Source organism: Adhaeribacter pallidiroseus, from assembly GCF_003340495.1.
GTDB lineage: Bacteria > Bacteroidota > Bacteroidia > Cytophagales > Hymenobacteraceae > Adhaeribacter > Adhaeribacter pallidiroseus.
Window position 1 is genome coordinate 3,165,126 of record NZ_QASA01000001.1, and the last position, 22,896, is coordinate 3,188,021.

Sequence of the window (22,896 nt, forward strand, 5' to 3'; positions counted from 1 at the left end):
ACCATGCACTCCACTTTTATTCTGAATTTATGCTATGCTTTATTCGATTCCAATCAACTTTTTACCTTTCAGAACGAAGGTAATATATTTTAAAATTACCATAACCCAAGATTAACTTATAACCAACTGCAAAAAGCAAACAACCTCCGTTTGGCTCAAAAAGCTCTTCAAAGGTGCGTTGTGGCGTGGAACCACATTCCGCAGCGAAGCGAAGAAAGAAGAAAATAGGATTAGCTGCCTTCCCGTCCTTGTTTTTGGCTTGCCCGGAGGGTAGAAGGGTTTAGAAAACCCGCTGGTTATGGAGTAAACAGTTAATTTTTAAACAAGATAGCAATGCAGGATGGAGGCCAGCTCTTACTTTAAAAATGCCACTCCAAGCTCGCAGTAAAAGTTGCGTTAGAATCGAACTTTGTAACCAATAGCCTGTTTGATCGCCTGCATTTGTTGTTCTTGCTGAATATAAAGAAAGTGGGCTTCCGGCAACGTTACTTCCCGGAAACAGATTTTTTGCCCCATGGGCACTTGGGCCAACGTGGAGAAATCCGCGGTAATAACCTGGCCAATGCGGGGGTAACCGCCGGTGGTTTGGTGGTCGGCGAGTAAGGCAATGGGGTGCCCTTCGGGCGGCACCTGGATGGTACCAAAAGCAACCGCGCTGGAGATCATTTCTTGGGGCTCCTGCAGGCGCAAAGGCTCGCCTTGTAAGCGATAACCCATGCGGTCGGAATCGGTGGTAACGATAAATTCCTGATTCCAGAATGCCTCTTGGCTCGCCTGCGTGAACCAAGCATATTCCGGTCCCTTAAGTACCCGCACCGTAGAGCGGGTTTGCAGAGCCGGTAGCAGCCGGGGCGGAATGGTCCAGGAGGTTTGCCCGAAACCACCTATTGACGGTTTATAGGCAAGATTTTGGAGCATTTGCTCTCCCACGGAAGTAGCACCCGGACAAATTAATTCATCTCCCACCTGCAAAGCCCGTCCTTGAAAACCACCTATGTTGGCTCTTAAAAAAGTGGCATAACTCCCTAGTACTTTTGGTAAAGTAAAGCTTCCGGATATGGCTACGTAAGCCCGGCTCCCCTGCTTCGGAGCGCTAAATTGCAGCAAACTACCCGCCGACACGCGTATGGGGCGCCACATTTTTACTTTTTCGCCGTTGAGCATAGGGGTTAAGTCGCCACCGGTTATCGCCAGTAAATGATCTGCCTCAAAGTATATTTTAGGACCCAGGAAGGTAGTTTCAAGAGCAGCAGCCCTTTCTTCGTTGCCCACTAATAAATTGGCAATCCGCAAGGCAACAGCATCCATCGGGCCGCTTACTATTATTCCTTCTTTCCGGTAGCCAAACCGGCCCGCATCCTGGATGGTAGTCAGCAAGCCCGAACCCATAATTTTAATGCTCATGGGTAGCCTCCTTCTTTTTTGTAAACTGTTTTTCGGTAATGGCCACAAACTGTACTTGGTCGCCGGGTTGCAATAAACTTGGCCGGTCGCGGTGCGGATTAAACAACAATAAGGGCGTTTGGCCGATTAGTTGCCAACCACCCGGCGTTTGAATGGGGTACACGCCGGTTTGTTTACCGGCAATACCCACCGAACCAGCGGGCACCCGGGGCCGGGGTTTGTCTTTGCGCGGGGCCGCAATGGCGGGGTTCATTCCTCCTAAAAACGGAAAGCCCGGGGCAAAACCAATCATATATACCAGGTAAGTGGTTTGGGTATGTAACTTTATAATGTCTTTTGGCTTTAAGCCGTGTAAATTGGCTACGTAGAGCAAGTCCGGGCCAAATTTACCGCCGTAACATACGGGAATTTCTATTGCTTTTAATTCGGATTTTTCCGGGCTGGATTCTTCAAAATAAGGCATTTCGGCGAGATAAGCCATTACCGCATCATAAGGATTCCGTGATCCTCGCTGGCTTACAATCCAGGGATCGTAAAAAATGGTTAAAGTAGTAAAAGCGGGAACGTATTCCACCAAACCCGGAAACGGATGCTGATCCAGGAACTCCGTAGTTGCTTGAATATGCTGATGCGTCAGGCGGTTAATATGGTCGCCGAACTCCAAGATTATGGCGGCATCGCCTAAGGGGTAAAAGTTTACGGCCGGTATATTCCCGGGTTCCAATGAGTTTCCCATACGGCAGGTAGAATAGCCTACCTATTTACGGATTTTTTTAAAATTTTACCTGTGCTTGCAATATTTTATCGCTGCAATAAATTAGAACGAAGCTGGTTTGCTCCATAATAGGGAAAAAGCAATTTTAAAAGAGCCGCAGAAAATCATTTATCTATTTATTCCCAACAGCCATCGTAAAAATAGATTTAAAAAATTAAAAACGGTCTGTGTACTTTTAAGGCTGTATGAGAAGAGATTGGATGCACCTATGGAGCGTAAGCCTCCTGAGCCTGGTAGTATTGGCCGGAATGGCTTGCAGTAAAAAAACGATGGTTACGCAAAGTATACCCCTGGAAAACGGCGTAAGCAAACCTTTAGCGGATTACCGGAAAGCTGTGATTAGGCAGCTGGGTTATATCTTGCATTTTACTATTCGGGATGGGAAAAACGCTCCTGTTGCGGGCCAGGAAACCATTACCTTTTGTCTGAAAAAAACGGGCGCGCCGCTGCAAATTGATTTTAAAGAAAAACCCGATCACCTGCAAACAGTACGGGTAAACGACCAAGCTATTCCCATTCAGCATCAAAATGAACACTTGGTTATTCCGGCTAAAAATTTAAAAAAAGGACTGAATACAATAAATATAGCTTTTAGCGCCGGCAATTTATCGTTAAACCGCAACGAAGATTACTTGTACACCTTGTTGGTACCCGACCGGGCGCGTACCGTTTTCCCCGTGTTTGATCAACCTAACCTGAAAGCCAGTTTTACTTTAACCTTAACGGTTCCGCCAGGTTGGCAAGCCGTAACCAACGCGCCTCTGCTGGATTCTACTGCCGGAGAAAACAGCAAAACTTTTCGCTTTGCACCTTCCGATACCATGAGCACCTATTTGTTTTCGTTTGCGGCGGGTAAATTTAAACAAGTAAGCCAAATGGTGTACGGGCGGCCCATGCAGCTCTTGCACCGCGAAACGGATCCGGATAAGCTCCAACTAAGTCTAAACCCTATTTTCCAGATTCACGGCGCTGCGCTGCAGTTTATGCAGGATTATACGCAAATCTCCTACCCTTTCCAAAAGTTTGATTTTGTGGCCATCCCGGACTTTCAGTACGGCGGCATGGAACACGTGGGCGCAATCGATTACAAAGCTGCGGCCTTGTTTTTAGACGAAGGCGCAACCCAGGACCAGAAACTAGCCCGTTCCAGCGTAATCTCGCACGAAACCGCGCACATGTGGTTCGGCGACTTGGTAACCATGCAATGGTTCAACGATGTGTGGATGAAAGAAGTGTTCGCCAATTTTATGGCCGATAAAATTACCCAGGTAGCCGAAGCCAATACCAATTACGACTTAAAATTTCTGGTGGACCATTTGCCGGCCGCTTATGCCGTAGACCGCACCGTCGGGGCAAACCCCATCCGGCAGCAGCTCGATAATTTGCAGGATGCCGGCACCCTATACGGTAATATTATTTACCACAAAGCTCCCGTAATGATGCGGCAACTGGAACGGCTCATGGGCGAAGCTGCTTTTAAAGCCGGGCTGCAGGAATATTTAAAAAAATACGCTTTCGGTAACGCTACCTGGCCCGATCTAATTCAAATTCTGGATGCCCATACGCCTACCGACCTACAGGCCTGGAATCAGGTTTGGGTAAATGAAGCCGGCCGGCCGGTGTTTAATTACGATTTGCAAACCGACGGCTCCAAAATAAAACAGTTGAAAATAACCCAAAAAGCCGAAGACAACTCCGATCGCCTCTGGCCCCAACTATTTGAAATTACCCTGGTGTACCCCGACCGGCTGCAGGAACTCACTGTGAACATGAATGCCCGCGAAGTAAGTGTACCACAGGCCACAGGGGCTGCCACTCCTAGTTTCATTTTGTTTAATAGCTCCGGTACCGGTTACGGCGTATTCCCTGTTGCTGATGCAGGGGCCCAGGATCTCACAAATTTAAAAAACCCGGTAAGCCGGGCTTCCGGCTATATTAGTTTGTACGAGAACATGCTCCATGGCCACGGCCTTACGCCTTATAGATTATTGGGTTTTTACCGCACCGCCCTGCTCCACGAAACCGAAGAGTTAAATTTAAAACTAGTAACCAGTAACCTGACCGACATTTTCTGGCGACTAGTAAAACCTCTCGATCGGCTCGCCCTGGCCGAAGAGTTGGAAAAGGAATTAGGGCAAGCGATGGAAAAGGCTTCGGCCTCGAATAATAAAAAGTTATTATTTAAAACGTACCAGAGTATCGCCCTCACCGCTGCGGCGCAAAAGCAATTATACCGTATCTGGGAGCAAGAGCAGCCTCCCGCAGGCGTAAAACTCACCGAAGATGATTACACCTCCTTGGCGCAAGCGCTTGCTCTTCGCGATTATACGGATAGTCCGCAAATTTTAAAAAAACAACTTGCCCGCATCAAAAACCCCGACCGCCAACAGCGCTTGCAATTTTTAATGCCGGCTTTAGCTTCTGAGGCAAGCGAGCGCGATGCTTTTTTTGCGTCGCTGCAGCAAGAGACCAACCGCGAAAAAGAAGCCTGGGTAGTTACAGCCCTCAGTTACCTGCACCACCCCTTGCGCCAGCAAACTTCCGAAAAATACCTGGCTACCAGCTTAGATTTATTGCAAGAAATTCAAAAAACCGGCGATATTTTCTTTCCGTACGCCTGGCTGCAGGGCACCTTCGGTGCGTACCAAACGCCCGCAGCCGCGAACACCGTCCGGACTTTCCTGCAACAACATCCAAATTATAATCCCAAATTAAAAGCCAAGATTTTACAAGCCGCTGATGATTTGTTTCGGGCAGAGCGGTTAGTTGGGAAATAGCTTGTCTTTTTTTGGTTGTGGGATGTCCCCCTTTGGAGGCAGGGCCGTTAAGTTCTAAATTACGTAAACTAAAGGGACTAGCAAAAAAGCAAAAAGATGGAGACCAGTAGCATTAGTTTACTAGCGTGTTTACGGGAAGTACCCGATTTCCGGCGGGCCCAAGGGCGGCGCTACCCTTTAGCGGAGACCTTAAGTATGATTGTAATGAGCATCATGAGCGGCTATTGCGCTTACCGGGAGATCGGTAGGTTCCTGCAAAACAACCGGGAAGTACTGGCCTCTTGCCTGGAACTGAACCGAAAACAAGTGCCCAGTTATATAACGATTCGTCAATTGCTGATGCACGTTGATTTTAAAGCATTAGCTCAGGCTTTCCGCCGCTGGGTAGGAGTCCCAGATCAGGGTGGGCGTTGGCTCAGTATCGATGGCAAGAGCCTCAAGTCGACGGTTCGGGAACATGACAACGAACAGCAGAACTTTGTGGTGTTGGTGAGCGCTTTCTGCCAGCAAACAGGACTGGTGGAGGAAGTAGAACGGTTCGACAATGGGCAGCAAAGTGAGATCAGCAGCGTACGGGCGTTGTTAAGCCGCTTGCAGCAACGTGGCTTGCTGCTGACGTTAGATGCGTTGCATTGCCAAAAAAAACAGTAGCCCTCATTGTTTCTAATCGGCAGCACTACCTCATTAAGGTCAAAAGTAACCAGCCAAAGTTGCTGATAGCTATGCAACAGGTAGCGAACTGTACGCCGGCGATGGGACAGTGGCAAGAAAGTGAGCGCAGCCGGGGACGGTTCGTGCAACGGGTAGTAGCCGTCTACCCGGCCAGTGCCGAAGCAAAAGCCGATTGGCCGGGGCTGGCGTGGTTTATTCGCTTGGTGCGGAAAGGACAACGGCAGCATCAAGCTTTTGAACGGACGAGTTATTACATTTGCAGCGATCAAAAAGCACCGGCGGCGATGCTGGCTAAAGCTATTCGGGGACATTGGGGAATTGAAAACCGCCTGCATTGGGAGAAAGATGTGACTTTGAAAGAAGACAAGAATAGAATTAGTTGCGGACAAGCACCGGAAAACCTGTCTTTATTGAAGAACATGGCTTTAAACTTAGCGCGTAAAAACGGCTTCAGTTCCATGAAACAAGCTATTATGAATTTTGCTAATAAAGTTATAAACATGGCTAAGCTCTTTAGAACTTAACGGCCCTACCCTTTGGAGGGGGTTGGGGGAGGAATTTCTACTGCTCTTCTTTGGAAAGATTGCATCTTTCCAGGCATTGGTGCTATCTAGCTTGACACGGCTGAGTTGGCTCCGGGGGCTTGTTTAACCCCTCCCCCCTCCTGGGACCTCCCCTAAAAACAGGGAAGGAGATGCGGCTACTACTTCTTTCGTCCTTTCCTCGTTCCGCTTCGGAATTCTGCTGCGCAGAACCTGCTTCTTGTGGTAAAAATATAATCCGATAATAATCCGTGTAATCAGCTATTATCGGTACGTTTCGCTATTACAGATTACTTAGTACCTCCAGATCTTCGGAGCTTAGCTGAATGGAAGCGGCGCGGTAGTTTTCTTCGAGGTGTTTTACCTTGGAGGTTCCCGGAATCAATAAAATGTTGGGCGAGTGGTGTAACAACCAGCTCAAGGCAATTTGGTTGGGGCTGGCGTCGTACTTCTGGGCTACTTGGCCGATAATTTCGGTAGCCCGCAAGTTACCGGCACTCAAAGGGTACCACGGAATAAAGGCCATGTTCTGCTCCTGGCAATATTCCAGTTCGGCTTCCCATTTGCGGTTATCTAGGCTGTACATGTTTTGCACCGACACTACGGTTACGTATTCCTGAGCTTTTTTAATTTGCTCTACCGTTACTTCGGAGAGGCCAATGTGTTTTACCAGGCCTTGTTCCTGTACTTGCTGCAAAAATTCCAAAGTTTGCTCGAAAGGCACATTGGGGTCTACGCGGTGCAGTTGGTACAGATCAATCTGGTCTAGCTTTAGGCGTTGCAAGCTGCCTTCCAGGGCTTCGCGTAAATGGTCGGGGTGCGCGTTAATGGGCCACTGGTTGGGACCGGTCCGGAGTAAGCCGCCTTTAGTGGCAATTACCAGTCCGGCCGGGTACGGGTGCAGGGCCTCAGCAATGAGTTCTTCCGACACGTGCGGACCGTAGCTATCGGCGGTATCAATAAAGTTAATACCCAGTTCTACTGCTTTTTGCAAAACCCGGATGCTCTCATCGTGGTCTTTCGGTGGGCCCCAGATGCCGTCGCCGGTGATCCGCATGGCGCCGTAGCCCATCCGGTTAATAGTTAAATCGCCGCCAATGGTAAAGGTAGGCGAAAACGAGGATGCTGTTTCGTTGGCCATAATCATCAAAATTTAAAAAATTTAAGAAAATACCTGGGTAATACTGCTGTTTACGCTGAATTGTTTACGATTACCGCGAATTATTAAATTTTTAAATTTTCCTAAAGTCTACTAACCAATCCGGGGAATGAAGCGAGAACAAGCATAAACTTATCTGCAGCATTTATCTTTAACGCCCCTGTTCTATCAGATTCTTAAACTTTGTGCGCTTTTAATTGGTAAATGGTAACTGCTACATGGTAAATGTTACAAGCATGAAATACAGAAAATTAGGAAAAACCAACATTAACGTATCCGAAATAAGTTTAGGCACCTGGCAGGTAGGTGGCAAATGGGGCGAACCCTTTAGCCACGACACGGCCGACCAGATTTTAAATGCCGCCCTGGATGCCGGGGTTAACTTTATTGATACCGCCGACGTGTACGGCGACGGCGAAAGTGAAAAAGCCGTGGGCCGGGTGGTAAAATCCCGCTCCGAATGGATATACGTGGCTACCAAATGCGGTCGCCGCCTGAACCCGCACGTGAACGAAGCCTATACGCCCGAGGCGTTGCGCGCTTTCGTGGAAGCTAGCCTGCGCAACACGGGCCTCGACACCCTGGACCTGATCCAACTGCACTGCCCGCCCACCGAGGTGTATTACCGACCCGAAATATTTGAGCTGTTCGACCGGCTCAAAGAAGAAGGTAAAATCCAAAACATGGGCGTGAGCGTAGAAAAAGTAGAAGAAGCCCTAAAAGCCATTGAATTCCTGAATGTAACCACGGTACAGATTATTTTTAACATGTTCCGGCAACGGCCCGCCGAGTTATTTTTCCGGGAAGCTCAGCGCCGCGACATTGGCGTAATTGTGCGGGTGCCCCTGGCCAGCGGCCTGCTTACCGGTAAGTTCCGCCCCGAAACCAACTTTGCCCCCGACGATCACCGCAATTTTAACCGCAACGGCGAAGCTTTCGACAAAGGCGAAACGTTCTCGGGCCTCGATTATAATACCGGCCTGGAAGCGGTAGAAGAAATTAAAAAACTGTTCCCGTATCAACAAAATTTCGCCCCCGTAGCCCTGCGTTGGATATTAATGCACGAGGCCGTCAGCTGCATTATACCAGGCGCTTCAAAACCCAGTCAGCTCTACTCTAACCTGCAAGCTCTGGAAGTACCCGACCTCACGCCGGAGCAACGGGAAGGCGTAAAAGCCATTTACGAGGCGAAGATTAAGCCGCTGGTGCATTATAATTGGTAGGAAAGCTTTCTACAAAAAGTTAATATAGGCCGAATAAGAAATAAAGTTGACAGAGCGGCAACTTACATGCTAAAAAGTTGTTTTTACGTCAACTTAAATTTATCTTTATGGTATAAAGGCCGATTATGCATGTTATTACCACCAAAACCATAAGAGAGTATGCTGTTAAATACCCGGATGCAGCCGATGCTCTTTTTACTTGGGTAAAGGTGGTAGAAAAAGCTAATTGGGCTAATATAAATGAATTGAGGCTAACTTACCCGAGTGCTGACTTAGTAGGTGATAACCGGTTTGTTTTTAATTTAAAAGGCAATCATTATCGCTTAATTGTAAGAATCAGTTTCACGCACAAAAATTTAATGGTAAAATGGTTTGGACCGCATAAAAAATACGACCGAATAGATGCCAAAACTATTTAATAGGTACGATCTGGGTTGAACAAAAACTAACTCCCGTAAACTGTAAGCTTTTAAATCATGAATATGTATAAAATTATTGAGAACGATGCGGAATACGAAGCTGCTCTCGCCAGAATAGATGTTATTTTTGACGCCCATACCAGCACCGACGAAGAGAAAGAATTAAAACTATTGGTGCTGCTGGTGCGCGAATACGAATCGGAAAAGTATCCTATCCCAAATCCCGACCCTATAAAAGCAATTAAAATAAGAATGGCCGACCTGGGATTAAAAGACAAAGATTTAATCCCGTTTATAGGCGATAAAACGGCCGTATCCCGCATCCTAAATCGGCACCGCGAGTTAACCATAGAAATGGCTCGGAAATTACACCGAGGCCTGGGCATTCCCGCCGAAATCTTGTTAGCAGAACCCGTCCATTAGAAATTAGAGCCTGTAAGCTATTTCGGAAATCAAAAATTTGTTCTCGGACCAGGAAAATTTAGCTCACGTAGCCCTGCGCTGGATATTAATGCACGCGGCCGTCAGCGGCATTATTCCGGGCGCCTCCAAACCCAGCCAGCTGATCTCTAACCTGCAAGCCCTGGAAGTACCCGACCTCACGCCGGAGCAATTGGGAGGAGTAAAAGCCATTTACGAGGCGAATATTAAGCCCTTAGTGTATTATAGTTGGTAGGTGAGTTAAATTAGTAAGCTTCTCATTAAGGCTTATTAGTTCATTTCTAAATTAACCATACTTAAATTAAGAATATTTAAATTTCCTAAGTACTTTGGAAGGACACCGTAGGAATGGAAGAACAATATATCCTAGAGCAGTTTCAAAAAATTAAAACCTGGCAAAGTAAGGGGACCCGTGCGCCGCATAAACCACTTTTGATGCTTCTGGCTTTAGGAGAGATCCAAAGTGGAAACACCGGCTTTATTTCTTATGCTTCTATCGAGCCGAGGTTAAATAATTTGCTGGCAGATTTTGGACCTCCCCGGAAAACAATTTATACTACTTTCCCATTTATTAGACTGGCAAATGATCACCTTTGGCAGTTTAACAAACCAGAATTACTAAATACGAAGCAAGACTACCCGGCTAAGTATCTTCTCACCAATAATTTGGAGGGAAAGTTTCCGGATGAGGTTATTCAGCAACTGAAAGCAAATCCATTTCTAATAACGGAAATTGCCAGACTCCTATTAGATCAAAATTTTCCTAAAACGCTTCACCAGGATATTTTGGATGCAGTTGGCCTAAATGTTACCATCAATCCTATTGGTATAAACCAACTTCGTAAACGCGACCCAATGTTTCGGGAGAGCATCTTGAAAGCATATGAATACCAATGTGCCGTTTGTGGCTTTAGTGTTAGGCTGAAAAATAAAATACTGGCTTTAGAAGCAGCCCATATTAAATGGCACCAGGCCGGAGGCCCCGATGAAGAAGTAAACGGTTTAGCCTTATGCGCCACCCACCATAAGCTTTTCGACTTAGGAGCTTTTACGGTAAGTCACGAATTAAAAATGCTGGTTTCAGATGAGGTAAACGGACAAGGTGCCGATTTGTGGCTAATTCAGCATCACGGTAAATCCATTAAACCACCCCAGAAAAAAGCCTTTTACCCCAATCCTGATTTTACGGCTTGGCATGTGAATGAGGTTTTTAAGGGAGGGTATCGGGAGTAGTAAATATTATTTTTTATTTTATCTTATTAATCAAGGAGGTCAAGAGTAAATGAATCACTATAAAGTTAATCTAAGCCAAGATTATTAAAGTGTTTACTTTAATTTCGTCTTATTCCACTTAATAATAATATCTTGAAAATAGCAAAACAATTTCGTTGGGAAGGTGCTCATCGACTTCCCAACCATAAAGGAAACTGCAAGAATTTACATGGGCACTCCTATGCAATGATTATTCAAATAGAAGGAACGCCTAATGCGGAAGGTATTTTAGTCGATTTTGCAGATATAAAAAGAATTTTAACTCCACTTATTGATGCTTGGGATCATGCTACACTAGTTGAGATGCTCTACTAAATACGGACAGTTGATTTGCTTAACTTAGCAAATCCAGATGAAAGAAAAAAAGACTCCAGAAAAGCGTCGCAAGTACGATGCTGATTTCAAGCAGCAAGTACTGCAGATGGTTTCTAATGGTCGGCCGGTAAAAGAAGTGGCCGAGTCATTGGGCATTGGCGAGAACCTCATCTATCGGTGGCGGAGTCGTCAAGAAGACAAAGGAGCAGTTGGGAGAGAAAATGCATCCGCCACTACTGACCAGCAGGTTTTGCTGCGACGCATCCGGGAACTAGAGCTGGAGCGGGACATTTTAAAAAAAGCGTTAGCCATTTTCAGCCGACAGACTTAAAAGAACGGTATCGTTTTGTGCAGCAGCATACCCAAAAATGGCCGGTACAGGTAGTATGCCAGGTGCTTCAGCTAAGCCGCAGTGCGTATTATAGCTGGTTATCAGTAAAATCAAAGCGCAATAATCAAACAGAAAACCAGATGCAAACTTCTATCATCGATACTTTTCAGAAACACCGCCGTCGTTATGGCGTTAGACGCCTGCTAGCTGAACTGAAAGAAAAGGGAGTAAACGCTGGCTCTTACCGGATTCGTCAGGTGATGCAAAAGCACGGACTCCGGGCCATCCAGCCGCGCAGCTTTGTTCCTCGCACGACGGATAGCCGGCACCCTTACCCGATAAGTCCTAACCTGTTGTTAGAGCAGCCTTTCCCTGAGGCTCCGAATCAGGTCTGGGTGGGAGATATCACTTATATTGCTATGGCTACTGGTAGTTTTCTGTATCTGGCGGTATGGCTGGACTTATTCTCCCGCCGAATAGTCGGCTGGCAGTTGGGGGATAATATGAAAGAAGAACTGGTAATAGCCGCTTTTAGAAAAGCCTATCAGAGCCGGTCGGTGAAGGAAGGCTTGATTATCCACTCCGACCGAGGTGGGCAATATGCCAGCAATGCCTTCCGGAAATTGATGGGTGATAAGAAGGCTAGCCAGAGTATGAGCCGGGCTAGTAATGCTTATGATAACGCTTTTATGGAGTCCTGTTTTAGTCGCTTTAAGGCGGAATTGATGCAGGAGGGGGCTTTTGATAATAAAGAAGATGCCCAAACCGAAATCTTTGAGTATATTGAAATGTATTACAATCCAATACGAAGACACTCCAGCTTAAATTACCTAAGTCCAGTTAAATTTGAACAATTATATTCTAACAACTAAGCAAATTAACTGTCCGTCTTTTTCAACACACCTCATTGAAGGTTTAAGAATGAATGGTTTAACAGGATTCATGAATAGAGCAACTCATAATTTGTGGGTACTGTTAGAAGAAGATCGTTTAATTAAATATCACCTTCTTAACAACTCTTACTCTGACTGGTATCCTTCTCACGTTAGTAATTCAACTTACAAACCATTAATTGATTATTTGGTTAAAGAACAACAAGTACATACTTTGTTTAATAAACCGTTGTAGCTACTATTTTCCAACTAATCCCCAAACAAGTCTATATCATAAGACAATTAAAATCTGCTTATCATATCAAAGCTGCCAGTACTCTCCTGGCTTTTATATGATAGTTTCTTAATCTTACCGGCCAAATTCTTACCATGATTATAAAAGAAAAAAGTAACTGGTTCCGGATGCTTTTTGTGTGGCACGGGTCTGTGTTGCCGGAAATTCTACCGCGCTTGGTGGCTTTGTTGCTGCTTTCGTCTTTAATTGTGTACTTACGGGGCAGCTTTTTGAATATAAGATTCTGCTGAATACCACACCTTTTACTTTAATTGGTTTGGCCTTGGCTATTTTCCTGGGTTTCCGGAACAATGCCAGCTACGACCGGTTTTGGTAAGGACGTAAACTCTGGGGTGCCTTGCTCATCGATTCCCGGTCACTCACCCGTTTGTTTATAAAGGCACATTTTTATATAAATTGCTTTATTTACTCACTCGCCAGGTTGAGCCAGAATTAAGCAGAGAATAGGTATAGCCTGTTTTCGTTATTTTACGTAAATTGAGTTATGAAAACGAAAACGGCCACCACTAAGGACCAGGATAAAGCTTTACAAAGACAGCAGATTTTACAATCGATGCTGGCATCTTTTAAAATAGAGGGCATCCATATCTCACCCGAGGTAGCACAAGTTACTTTAAAAAAAATAGAAGCTAGTCTGGGAAAATAGCCTTTATAAAGGCTATCATCGGGCTATAATCTTTCTCGGCTGCTTTTTGAACGGCAGCTATATAAAATTCAAATTCTTCTTCCCCTACTTTCTCAAATTCTAAAGCCGGGTAGCCTTGCTTTCGGGTCATAAGGTTGGCCAGAATTCGGGCAGTACGGCCGTTCCCTTCCCGGAAAGGATGAATAACCAATATTTCCCCATGTACCACTGCTATATCCCGTATTAATACTTCTTTGCTTTCGTAGGTGTTCGGCAGCTTACGCAAAACTTCTTCTTCAAAGTCCTGCATGGTTTGCGCTAAAAACCGGGCTGCCGCAAATGGAAAACCGCCTTTTGAAATATTTACATCGCGGTATTTACCTGCAAAGCTATATAGATGTCCTAACGCTAACCTATGTATTTTAAGAATGTAGGCGATGTTAAACTTGGTCCGTTTCGTTAAGGCTTCGGTTAAGAGGATTTCGGCTTTTAAAAATCCTTCGAACTCGGCTAAGGCAACTTCATCTCCGGTTTTTAAGCCAAGTAGATTAGGCAATATTTCTCCTTGCGAACCGGGCAATTCATACTTCATAAGGTAACAACGGCTGCATTAATCACAATACTCAAGTTAAGATTTATACTTAAATAAAATTGCCTGACGAGCCCACTTTACTTAGTCCATTGTTTCAGCATTTCTTTGGCTTCTTCCGTAGAAAACACTTCTTTCTTTATAGATTGCTCCAAGCGGGTTTCTATTTTCTGCAAAAGAATTAATTTATCTACTAATTCATCCATTGAAAATTTATCCGGCATATCTTGTATACTCCTAATTACTTTTTCCTTAGTCAGCATGGTTTTATAATTTATTAAGTTACGGAATTTTTTTCAGTTAGTCTACCTTAAAAGTATTGTTCATCCGGCATCCTAAACACTGGCAAAAAAACAATAAACCGCTTACCGCTTCGGACGGCGGTTGTTTCGTAGGTTTTTCAAAACACACTCTCTACATTTGGCCGCTTAATTTCTACCATGATTATAAAAGAAAAAAGAAATTGGTTCCGGATGCTGTTTGTGTGGCATGGGTCGGTGCTGCCGGAAATTTTACCGCGCTTAGTGGCCTTGTTGCTGCTTTCCTCATTCATTGTGTATTTCCGGGGGCAGTTCTTCGCGTATAAAATTCCACTGAATCCCACGCCTTTTACTTTAATCGGTTTAGCCCTGGCTATTTTCTTAGGTTTCCGGAACAGCGCCAGCTATGATCGGTTCTGGGAAGGCCATAAACTCTGGGGCGCCTTGCTCATTGATGCCCGGTCGCTTACCCGGCAGGCTATTACCTTAACCCATTTACCCGCCCATTCCGAGCCGGTACACTATTTTACCCGTTTGCTCCTAGCTTTTACCTACGCCTTAAAACACCAGCTACGCTACACCGATGCTACCCCGGATTTGCAACGGCTGCTCCCACCCGACCTAGCCCAAGCTTTGCAAAATGTTACCTTTAAACCCATCCGGTTATTACAAGAAATGGGCTTGTGGGTACAGCAACTAAAACAAGAAGGCCAGATTGATTCCATTATCCAGGCTGCCATCGACCAAAACCTGAACCAACTATCCGGAATTGTGGGTGGTTGCGAACGGATTGCCAGCACCCCTATCCCCTACACCTACAGCGTGCTGCTGCACCGCACCGTGTACATTTATTCCTTTTTGCTGCCATTTGGTTTAGTAGATAGCATTGGTTGGATGACCCCGATAATGACCGTTTTTGTGGGTTATACGTTTATTGCCCTGGATGCCATTGTTACCGAAATTGAAGAACCTTTTGGCGTAGAGCCCAACGATTTGCCCCTGAATACCATTTGCCAAACCATAGAAACCTCGCTCCTGGAAATGATCGGTCAGGAAGCCCCGGTTTACCCAAAAAGGAAAAAGCCCTATTTTGCCGATTAGTTTTCAACTCTGTTTCCTGGTAGCAGGTTTTAGGTAGCAAGTATCAGGTAGCACTTAGCAGGTAATAAGTACAAAGACAAAATTAGATTAAAGTAGATTCGCCTTATTGATGAATCTCATACCGGAGGAAATTATTCTGACTCTTGTAGTTCGTTGTAGCTACTGCAAATAAATTAAGTACTTTACCTTTAAACCAGTTGCGCCCGAAAAGCCGCAGCTAAACGCAGCTGACACCAGTTTGGCTGTGGAGCACCTGCTAGGATTCCGGTGCTGCAAAGCAGCATTCCGCAGACGGAGTCGAGGAAAGGAAGGCTAGCGAGGGCGGAAGAGCCAAACGAGGCCCGCCGGCCACGAGGCAAACGGGTTACTGATCAACCTAGATAGCACCCGAGCCTGGAGACTTGCAAAGGCTCCAAAAGAACTATCTTACAGTCTACAATGGAAACTACTAACTTCAATTTGATCATTATCAATAAAAAAACAGCTGTTCCGAGGCAACCCTAACTGGCCACTCAGAATAGCTATACTTTTATAAAACTTTAAAAAAATTTTAAAATAATTACACCTCTTTTCCTATCCGCTCTAATTCTGCTGATTGTACAAACGTAAACGCTTTTTGCAAAGCCAGCATAAGCTCATCCAGGTCAATTGGCTTGCTGATGTACGCGTTCATGCCCGCCTGTTTACAAGCTTGTTCGTCTTCGGAGAGCGCACTAGCGGTAGTAGCAATAATATACGGCTGATGACTGCTTTCCTGAGCGCGAAGCACCCGCGTAGCTTCCAGCCCATCCATCTCGGGCATCTGCACGTCCATTAATATTACATCGTAATGCGTATGGTTACAGGCGGTCAAGGCTTGTACGCCATTCTCGGCCATTACAACCTGGTAACCCAATCGCTCGAGCACCAGTTGCGCGAACATCTGGTTAATTGGATAATCTTCGGCAACCAGAATCCGTAAAGGATAATTATCGGCAAATCTCGACGAAAGCTTCTGCTCAGCCGGCATTAGTTCTTGTTCAAAAGGTTGATGTAGCAAACTGTTGGCTAACGCTCCTTGCAAGGTTTGGTATTTGGTGGGTTTGCTTACAACAGCGGTAAAAAGACCTCGGGATTCCGAATTCAGGTCATTACCCAGGCTGCATAATAAAACCAACGGTAAATGAGGTTGATCTTCCCGCAAAGCCAGTGCCAGCGAAATACCGTCCATACCGGGTAAATAGCGATCCGTGAGCACTAAATCAAAGTCTTGTTCTTTTATTACGGCCAATGCCTCGCGGGCCGCAGGAACCGCTACCGAATGGTAGTGCCAGTGGCGAAGTTGCTTTTGCAACAGTTCGCGGTAAGTGGCGTTAGCGGTTACCACCAAAATAGCTTTTCCTTGTAAATCACCGGTTGGTTCTTCTTCAGTGGTCGCTTTGGTTTCCGGAGCTAGCTGCGCCTGAATGGTAAAGTAAAAATTGGTTCCCTGACCCGGTTGGCTATTGGCGCTTATTTGTCCACCCATCAGATCTACCAGCCTTTTGCAAATAGCCAGCCCCAGGCCGGTACCCCCGTATTTGCGGGTAGTAGAAGAATCGAGTTGCGAGAAGGCCTGAAACAAATTGGCTGCTTTTTCCGGAGAAAAGCCGATGCCTGTATCGCGCACGCTAAAGCTTAATTCCAGCTGATGGTGTTCGCGCACCTCACCCGATTTTACCTCAACTACAATCTCCCCTTGTGAAGTAAATTTCAGGGCATTTCCGACCAAGTTGATTAAAATTTGCTGCAGAAGGCCGCAATCACCCACAATCGATAATGGTACGTTTTCGTCCAGGTCGTATAATAATTCGAGCTGCTGCTGGGCTGCTTTATCGGCAAATAATTCCAGCACTTCTTCCAGGCACACCCGCAGATCAAAAGGTTGAGGATCCAGCTCCATTTTACCGGATTCGATTTTTGAAAAATCCAGCACATCGTTTATGACGGAAAGCAAGCTCTGGCCCGACCGGCGAATAATGTCGGCAAAGTGGCGCTGCTCCGGATCTAGATGAGTTTCCGTCAGCAAAGAGGTCATCCCAATTACCCCGTTCAGGGGTGTCCGGATTTCGTGGCTCATGGTAGCCAGAAATATACTCTTAGCCTGGTTCGCTTTTTCCGCTTCCTGGCGGGCCTGCTCTGCCTCTTCTTTCGCCTGCTTTTCGTATTGCTGCTGGCTCTGCAATTGTTTATTTAATTGTAACAAATTAGTAGCCTGGGTTTCCAGTTCTTCTTTTTGCCGGCTTACCTGGGCGGTACGTTCCTGCACCTGCTGTTCCAGCATAATCTGTTGTTGCCGGATAATTTGCATTCGGTGGTGATAATATCCCCATGCTCCACCCACTAAAACACCGGCTATCAGTAACCGGAACCACCAGGTCATGTAATAAGGCGGAGTAATTATTATTTTCAGGGTAGCTCCTTGTTCATTCCATACGCCATCGTTATTAGCCGCTTTTACTTTAAAAGTATATTCGCCGGGGTTTAAATTGGTATAGGTAGCTTTTCGTTCCGTTCCCACATAACTCCATTGCTTATCAAAATTTTCCAAAATGTAAGCGTATTGATTATGTTCCGGTACGGTATAATTCAGGGCGGCATATTCCAGCGCAAAAACGGCTTGATCGTAGGGTAAGGTTAGCGTTTTGGTTTGACTGATATGCTGTTTTAAAGGAGAGTTTTTTCCGATAGATACGGACTTATTAAATAAATGAAAATCGGTAAGAATAACCGGGGGTATATTTTGATTTTCCGACAAATTACGCGGATCCAGTACGTTAAATCCTTCTATACCGCCAAAATATATTTCTCCGGTGCTAGACTTCAGACCCGAAGCTGCCGAAAATTCATAATTTTGCAACCCATTGGACAAACTATAATTTTTAAATGTTTTATTGTTCGGATTAAATCGGCTAATACCATTATTGGTGCTTAACCATAAAAAATCATTATCATCTTCAATAATACTGTTGATTACATTGTTAGGTAAACCGTCGTGCTGGGTAAAAACAGTAAACGTTTTAGTTTTAGGGTTAAATAAATTAAGTCCTCCCCCGATGGTCCCTACCCATATATTATCTTTACTATCTTTAAAAAGAGTGTTAATAATAACGTTGCTAATATTGCTATTTTGCCGGTTATATTGGGTAAACTGCTGGGTTACCGGATCAAATACATTTAAGCTACCAGAATAGGTACCAACCCAAATAGCCCCGGTGTTATCTTCGAGTAAGCTGGTAATGTAATTTTCGCTTAAACTGTTGCTATTAAGCGGGTCGTGTTGGTACTTAATAAAGCGTTGCGTTTTAACATTAAAAACATTTAAGCCACCTCCGTTGGTACCTATGTAAATATTGCCGTGCCTATCTTCCAGAAGCGCAAAAACAGAATTGTTGTTCAGGTGATAAGAATCATTCTCTTCTGTATAGTGGGTAAATTTATTTTTAATAAAGTCATATTTGTCTAGTCCTCCCTCATAGGTTCCAATCCATAAATCAGTACTTTTTTTGCTTTGCAGCAGAGCTTGTATCGAATTATTGCTTAAGGAATTTAAATTATTGGGCTGGGATAAATAGCGGGTAAATTTCTTAGTCTTTATATTAAATAAGTTCAGCCCCCCGCCATCTGTACCAACCCAAATATTACCAGAAGGAGCTTCGGCAAAGGAAGTTACTAAGTTGGAGCTTAGGGTATTTTTATCCGGATCGTGGTTTTTGTATATTTCAAACTGATACAAATTAGGATCATATTTATTCATACCTCCGGAATAAGTGCCAACCCACAAGATGCCCTGCCTATCCAATAAAATCGATAAAATGGAATTGCTGCTTAAACTGGTAGTGTTGTACAGTTCTTTCGTATAATGGGTAAAAGTGCCAGTGTGTGTATCAAATACTTCCAGGGCAGCTTCAGTGCCCACGTAAAGTTTTCCGGAGCCAGCGTTAACTATAGAAAGCACAATATTGCTTCGTATACTAGCCGGATCTTTCGGATTATGCATAAAGTAGGAGAACCCCTCGGTAGCCGGATGAAATAAATTTAAACCGCCTCCTTTCGTACCAATCCACAAATTTCCCCGGCTGTCTTCGTTTATATATTTAATGTAATTGTGACTTATACTTGCCGGTTTATGGGCACTACTAAGAAAATGTTTGAAAGCCCCAGTTTTATAATTAAACTGATTGAGCCCCTTAGTGGTACCAACCCATAAGTTTCCCTTTCTATCTTCAAAAATTGATTGAATTTCGGAATTAGTTAAGGTGGAAGGATCTTGGGGATTGCTTGTATACCGGGTAAACTTTTTGGTTTTGCGGTTAAATAAATTTAAGCCGTTGTAAGTTCCCACCCAGAAGTTGCCTTTACTATCTTCCAGAATAGACATTACCGATTTATCGCTTAGCGCCTGTTGGTCTTTAGGGTTCTCGATAAAATGAATAAAAGAATCTGTTTGCCGGTTGTAAAGGCTTAAACCACCTCCATTAGATCCAATCCATAAATTACCTTGCTTATCTTCATACAGCGCTCCAATATCATTGGCACGTAAACTTTTAGGATCTTTAGGATCGTTTCTGTAAACTGTAAAGGTATACCCGTCATACTTATTCAAACCGTCCTGGGTTCCAAACCATATAATACCTTCTTTATCTTTGATAATGCAAGCTATCGAGTTCTGCGATAATCCATCTAAGGTTGATAAATGAGTAAATTTAATGGCAGGTTGTTGGGCGAAAACCGCCAGACTGACAAAATTAAAAACTACATAAAAAAGAAATCGTTTCATTATAAACAAGGTCGGGCACTAATTATAAAAGCAAAGGAAATTCTTAAAGAGTTAATGCTTGAATTTCGATGAAAGTAATTGCAGCAATTATTAATATAATCAGGCCTTTTGTGAATTTATGTCATTCTGAGACCTTCTTTTCCGAAAGCAGGAAAAAATTAAAATAAATATTTATACTAAAAACTTATGATTTAGAATTGAATATTTTACAATAAATTTATAATTAATATTTATAAAATGGAATTATAATCGCTGGCTCATTCCTTGTAAAGTACAAGTTTTATCCAATAATCTAATTTAGCTAAAACTAGTGAATTACAACATTGTGGTTTTAAAAAATTTAAAATTAATTATAATAGCCATAAATAATACAAGCATTTAAATACTAATATTTTAAAAGGCAATAAATTTCAATTTAATATATCCTATAAGTTGCAGACATATCATGAAAAAATTATTTATCAGACTACTGCACTTTTGCTTCAGCTAGTCATTACTGTTTTAAATCGCTGTTTAAGAACTCATATATTAAAAAGAGTATAATTTTATCAAAATCTTTTGGATAAACGTATCAGGCACTTTGTCCTTCTTTGCTTTCTTCCCGCTGTCGTACAATAGCGGCCGCTTTCCGCAAGGCCTTCATGAGTTCGTCTACGTCAATGGGTTTACTAATATAGGCGTTCATACCTGCGTGTAAACAAGCTTGCTCGTCTTCTTTCATGGCGTTCGCCGTAGTAGCAATAATGTAAGGCTGCTCCCAGGCGCTCTCACCTTTAGAGCGGATTATCCGGGTGGCTTCCAAACCGTCCATTTCCGGCATCTGTATATCCATTAGAATAGTATTATAAGAGGTGGTCTGTAAGGCTGCTAAAACCAAGCGGCCATTTTCAGCCAGTTCAGGCTGGTAGCCTAACCGCTCTAAAGCCATTTGCGCAAACATCTGATTAATCGGATTATCCTCAGCAATCAAAATCCGAAGCGGATGCTGATCAGCAAAATTGCTGACCAGTTTATTTTCAGTTTTTTGTGATTTTTCCTCTTTTTGCTCTGGTTGCAGGCTATTTGTAATTTCCTGCCGCAATTGTCGCTGTCTTACCGGTTTAGTTAGTACGCTTCGGAAAAGCCCGGTGGCTTTTGCTTCACTATCATTTCCAATAGAACTTAACAACATTAGCGGCATATGGGGGTACTGTTTTTTTATTAACTGAGCCAGTTCCAGTCCATCCATGCCGGGCATATGCATATCGGTAATTACTAAATCAAATAACTGCGTACGGAGTTGTTCCAAAGCCTCCTCCCCCGATTCGGTAAGCACGGGAACAAACTGCCAATAACTTAGTTGTTTTTGCAGAATACTCCGGTTAGTCGCATTATCATCTACAATCAGGATACGACGCCCTTGCAGGTCCACGCTGTTATGCCCCGTATACGGTTGATTCACGCGGTGACTTTCTTTAGTTAAAATTGTAAACCGGAAAGTGGCCCCCTGTCCAGGCTGGCTAATGGCAGATATAGCACCTCCCATAAGTCTTGCTAACCGGGTGCAAATAGCTAAGCCAAGGCCGGTTCCGCCGTATTTGCGGGTAGTAGACGAATCGAGTTGCGTAAATGCTTTAAATAAATGAGTTGCTTGCTCTGGTGAAAAACCAATTCCGGTATCCCGTACTTCAAAAGCTAGCTCTAATTGACCATTATTCCGCTGACCTAAATGTTGGAGGCTGACAACTATTTCGCCTTCGGTAGTAAATTTAAAAGCATTTCCAACCAGGTTGATCAGAATTTGTTTCAGCCGGGTACTGTCACCGGTTATCTGCGGGGGTATCTGGCAATCAAACTGGTACATTAAGTCAATACGTTGCTGAGCAGCTTTACCGGCAAACATGTCTAATACCTCTTCAATGCAATCACGTAGATCAAAGGATTCCTCTTCCAGCACCATATTACCCGATTCTATTTTAGAAAAATCGAGAATATCGTTAATTACGGAAAGCAGGTTATTACCCGAACTACAGATAATTTCAGTAAAGTTACGTTGTTCGGCATCCAGATTGGTTTCGGCCAGCAGCGAGGTCATGCCAATTACCCCGTTTAATGGCGTTCGAATTTCGTGGCTCATAGTTGCTAAAAAAACACTCTTGGCTTGATTTGCTTTTTCAGCTTCCCGGCGAGCCCCTTCTGCTTGCTGCAAGGCTTGTTCGGCTTTGTTTTTTTCATTTAATAAAGTTGCATAATATTTATTTTCGTTGTAGAGCAGCAGTATACAAGAAGAAGTACACATCAGAACTACCAACGTATTGTTCACTCGTGAAATAAAGTGGTAAGAAGCTTCACTGATAAACTGGATATTGCTTCGTTCTTCTACAAAATAGATGCATACGCAGTAACACACCACAAATAATACGAAGTAGAGTATATTTTCTTTGTTATACAGATTATTATTTTCACCTATAAGCGGCACTATAAATATCAGGGTAAGTAAATACAAATGAGCAGAGGCCTGTAAACCCTCTACATAAGCAACAAGTACCAGAAAAATGCTGATCGTAATAAAGCTACTCGCCCGGATAAGCCTTAAATAACCAAAATTACTAATCACCAGCAAACCCAGGAAAATACTAAACATAATTCCCATAAGAACTGCCGATACCGGCAGACCAAAAAATAATTTAACAAGACAGTTTCCAGCTAAAATAAATAAAACGATGATAATCATTTGTCGGCTTCGTACTACAGTTTCCTTATAATCACCAGCTGGGTTGTTTTGCATTAATTTTGTGTGCTTCATGCTAATGGGGTAATTTTTTGTTCTCGGGGCTAAGCTGAAGTCTATTAATTAAATGATATTAGTAGTTAGCGTAGCAGGTAGGATAAAAGTTGTTTCCGGGGCTAAAAAACAATATTTTACTCCTGGTTGATTTTACGGGTTTAGTTTAAGTACCGTAGCTTTGTTATTTTTTAATCCGACTTCCAGGCCCCTTGCTGGAAGTATATAAATTTCAAATTTT

General features: G+C 43.9%; 19 protein-coding genes and 2 pseudogenes. 14 read left to right on the forward strand and 7 right to left on the reverse strand.

Going from position 1 to position 22,896, the window contains the following annotated elements; genetic code table 11:
- Nucleotides 1–396 precede the first annotated feature (396 nt).
- Both AHMF7616_RS12515 and pxpB read right to left on the reverse strand, forming a co-directional pair.
- The gene (locus AHMF7616_RS12515) at nt 397–1,404 is read right to left on the reverse strand and encodes a 5-oxoprolinase subunit C family protein (RefSeq protein ID WP_115373189.1); all 1,008 of its coding nucleotides are present in this window, start codon (nt 1,402–1,404) and stop codon (nt 397–399) included.
- Entirely contained in the window at nt 1,394–2,140 is a 747-nt protein-coding gene (gene pxpB, locus AHMF7616_RS12520; protein ID WP_115373190.1) for a 5-oxoprolinase subunit PxpB, read from the reverse strand. The genes AHMF7616_RS12515 and pxpB overlap by 11 nt, the downstream gene beginning before the upstream one ends.
- 224 nt (nt 2,141–2,364) lie before the next feature.
- Here pxpB and AHMF7616_RS12525 point away from each other — a divergent pair, with 224 nt between their 5' ends.
- The gene (locus tag AHMF7616_RS12525) at nt 2,365–4,956 is read left to right on the forward strand and encodes a M1 family metallopeptidase (RefSeq protein WP_199474204.1); all 2,592 of its coding nucleotides are present in this window, start codon (nt 2,365–2,367) and stop codon (nt 4,954–4,956) included.
- A gap of 125 nt (nt 4,957–5,081) precedes the next feature.
- Nucleotides 5,082–6,149 (forward strand): annotated as a pseudogene (locus AHMF7616_RS27135) (ISAs1 family transposase); the annotation flags it as partial.
- A gap of 304 nt (nt 6,150–6,453) precedes the next feature.
- On the opposite strand, the gene AHMF7616_RS12540 reads toward AHMF7616_RS27135, so the two are convergent.
- Nucleotides 6,454–7,311 carry an aldo/keto reductase gene (locus AHMF7616_RS12540; protein ID WP_115375594.1) on the reverse strand — a complete coding sequence of 286 codons (858 nt, stop codon included), beginning with the start codon at nt 7,309–7,311 and terminating at the stop codon, nt 6,454–6,456.
- Nucleotides 7,312–7,565: 254 nt separating this feature from the next.
- Here AHMF7616_RS12540 and AHMF7616_RS12545 point away from each other — a divergent pair, with 254 nt between their 5' ends.
- The 11 genes and pseudogenes from AHMF7616_RS12545 to AHMF7616_RS26400 all read left to right on the forward strand — a co-directional run bounded on the left by AHMF7616_RS12545 (nt 7,566) and on the right by AHMF7616_RS26400 (nt 13,164).
- Nucleotides 7,566–8,552 (forward strand): aldo/keto reductase, encoded by a 987-nt coding sequence (locus tag AHMF7616_RS12545; RefSeq protein ID WP_115375595.1) that lies wholly within the window; start codon nt 7,566–7,568, stop codon nt 8,550–8,552.
- 125 nt (nt 8,553–8,677) lie between these two features.
- The gene (locus AHMF7616_RS12550) at nt 8,678–8,971 is read left to right on the forward strand and encodes a type II toxin-antitoxin system HigB family toxin (protein WP_115373194.1); all 294 of its coding nucleotides are present in this window, start codon (nt 8,678–8,680) and stop codon (nt 8,969–8,971) included.
- A 57-nt stretch (nt 8,972–9,028) separates the two neighbouring features.
- The gene (locus tag AHMF7616_RS12555) at nt 9,029–9,394 is read left to right on the forward strand and encodes a helix-turn-helix domain-containing protein (RefSeq protein ID WP_115373195.1); all 366 of its coding nucleotides are present in this window, start codon (nt 9,029–9,031) and stop codon (nt 9,392–9,394) included.
- A gap of 37 nt (nt 9,395–9,431) precedes the next feature.
- Complete coding sequence (locus AHMF7616_RS12560; RefSeq protein ID WP_115373196.1) at nt 9,432–9,647, forward strand: aldo/keto reductase; 216 nt, start codon at nt 9,432–9,434, stop codon at nt 9,645–9,647.
- Between the two features lie 113 nt (nt 9,648–9,760).
- Nucleotides 9,761–10,645 carry a phosphorothioated DNA-binding restriction endonuclease gene (locus tag AHMF7616_RS12565; protein WP_115373197.1) on the forward strand — a complete coding sequence of 295 codons (885 nt, stop codon included), beginning with the start codon at nt 9,761–9,763 and terminating at the stop codon, nt 10,643–10,645.
- A gap of 132 nt (nt 10,646–10,777) precedes the next feature.
- Nucleotides 10,778–10,999: a 6-pyruvoyl trahydropterin synthase family protein gene (locus AHMF7616_RS12570; RefSeq protein ID WP_115373198.1), complete on the forward strand. Its 222-nt coding sequence runs from the start codon at nt 10,778–10,780 to the stop codon at nt 10,997–10,999.
- A 37-nt stretch (nt 11,000–11,036) separates the two neighbouring features.
- Nucleotides 11,037–11,330, forward strand: a complete 294-nt coding sequence (locus AHMF7616_RS12575) for a transposase (protein ID WP_115373199.1) — start codon at nt 11,037–11,039, stop codon at nt 11,328–11,330.
- 17 nt (nt 11,331–11,347) lie between these two features.
- Entirely contained in the window at nt 11,348–12,202 is an 855-nt protein-coding gene (locus AHMF7616_RS12580) for an IS3 family transposase (protein ID WP_115373200.1), read from the forward strand.
- A 390-nt stretch (nt 12,203–12,592) separates the two neighbouring features.
- Nucleotides 12,593–12,646: pseudogene (locus tag AHMF7616_RS28025) on the forward strand (hypothetical protein); the annotation flags it as partial.
- Nucleotides 12,637–12,834: a bestrophin family ion channel gene (locus AHMF7616_RS27140; protein ID WP_317047606.1), complete on the forward strand. Its 198-nt coding sequence runs from the start codon at nt 12,637–12,639 to the stop codon at nt 12,832–12,834. The pseudogene AHMF7616_RS28025 and the gene AHMF7616_RS27140, both read left to right, overlap by 10 nt.
- A gap of 168 nt (nt 12,835–13,002) precedes the next feature.
- The gene (locus AHMF7616_RS26400) at nt 13,003–13,164 is read left to right on the forward strand and encodes a hypothetical protein (RefSeq protein WP_158546156.1); all 162 of its coding nucleotides are present in this window, start codon (nt 13,003–13,005) and stop codon (nt 13,162–13,164) included.
- Here AHMF7616_RS26400 and AHMF7616_RS12590 read toward each other — a convergent pair.
- Nucleotides 13,148–13,735 carry a Fic/DOC family protein gene (locus AHMF7616_RS12590; RefSeq protein ID WP_115373201.1) on the reverse strand — a complete coding sequence of 196 codons (588 nt, stop codon included), beginning with the start codon at nt 13,733–13,735 and terminating at the stop codon, nt 13,148–13,150. The genes AHMF7616_RS26400 and AHMF7616_RS12590 overlap by 17 nt on opposite strands.
- A 77-nt stretch (nt 13,736–13,812) precedes the next feature.
- On the reverse strand, nt 13,813–13,995 hold the full coding sequence (locus AHMF7616_RS12595; RefSeq protein ID WP_115373202.1) for a hypothetical protein: 183 nt from the start codon (nt 13,993–13,995) through the stop codon (nt 13,813–13,815).
- Between the two features lie 177 nt (nt 13,996–14,172).
- On the opposite strand from AHMF7616_RS12595, the gene AHMF7616_RS12600 reads away from it, so the two are divergent.
- Nucleotides 14,173–15,093, forward strand: coding sequence for a bestrophin family protein (locus tag AHMF7616_RS12600; protein ID WP_115373203.1), 921 nt, complete (start codon nt 14,173–14,175; stop codon nt 15,091–15,093).
- Nucleotides 15,094–15,652: 559 nt separating this feature from the next.
- Here AHMF7616_RS12600 and AHMF7616_RS12605 read toward each other — a convergent pair.
- Together AHMF7616_RS12605 and AHMF7616_RS12610 are read right to left on the reverse strand one after the other, a co-directional pair.
- Entirely contained in the window at nt 15,653–19,891 is a 4,239-nt protein-coding gene (locus AHMF7616_RS12605; protein ID WP_115373204.1) for a hybrid sensor histidine kinase/response regulator, read from the reverse strand.
- A gap of 571 nt (nt 19,892–20,462) precedes the next feature.
- Nucleotides 20,463–22,676: a response regulator gene (locus AHMF7616_RS12610; protein ID WP_115373205.1), complete on the reverse strand. Its 2,214-nt coding sequence runs from the start codon at nt 22,674–22,676 to the stop codon at nt 20,463–20,465.
- Nucleotides 22,677–22,896 lie beyond the last annotated feature (220 nt).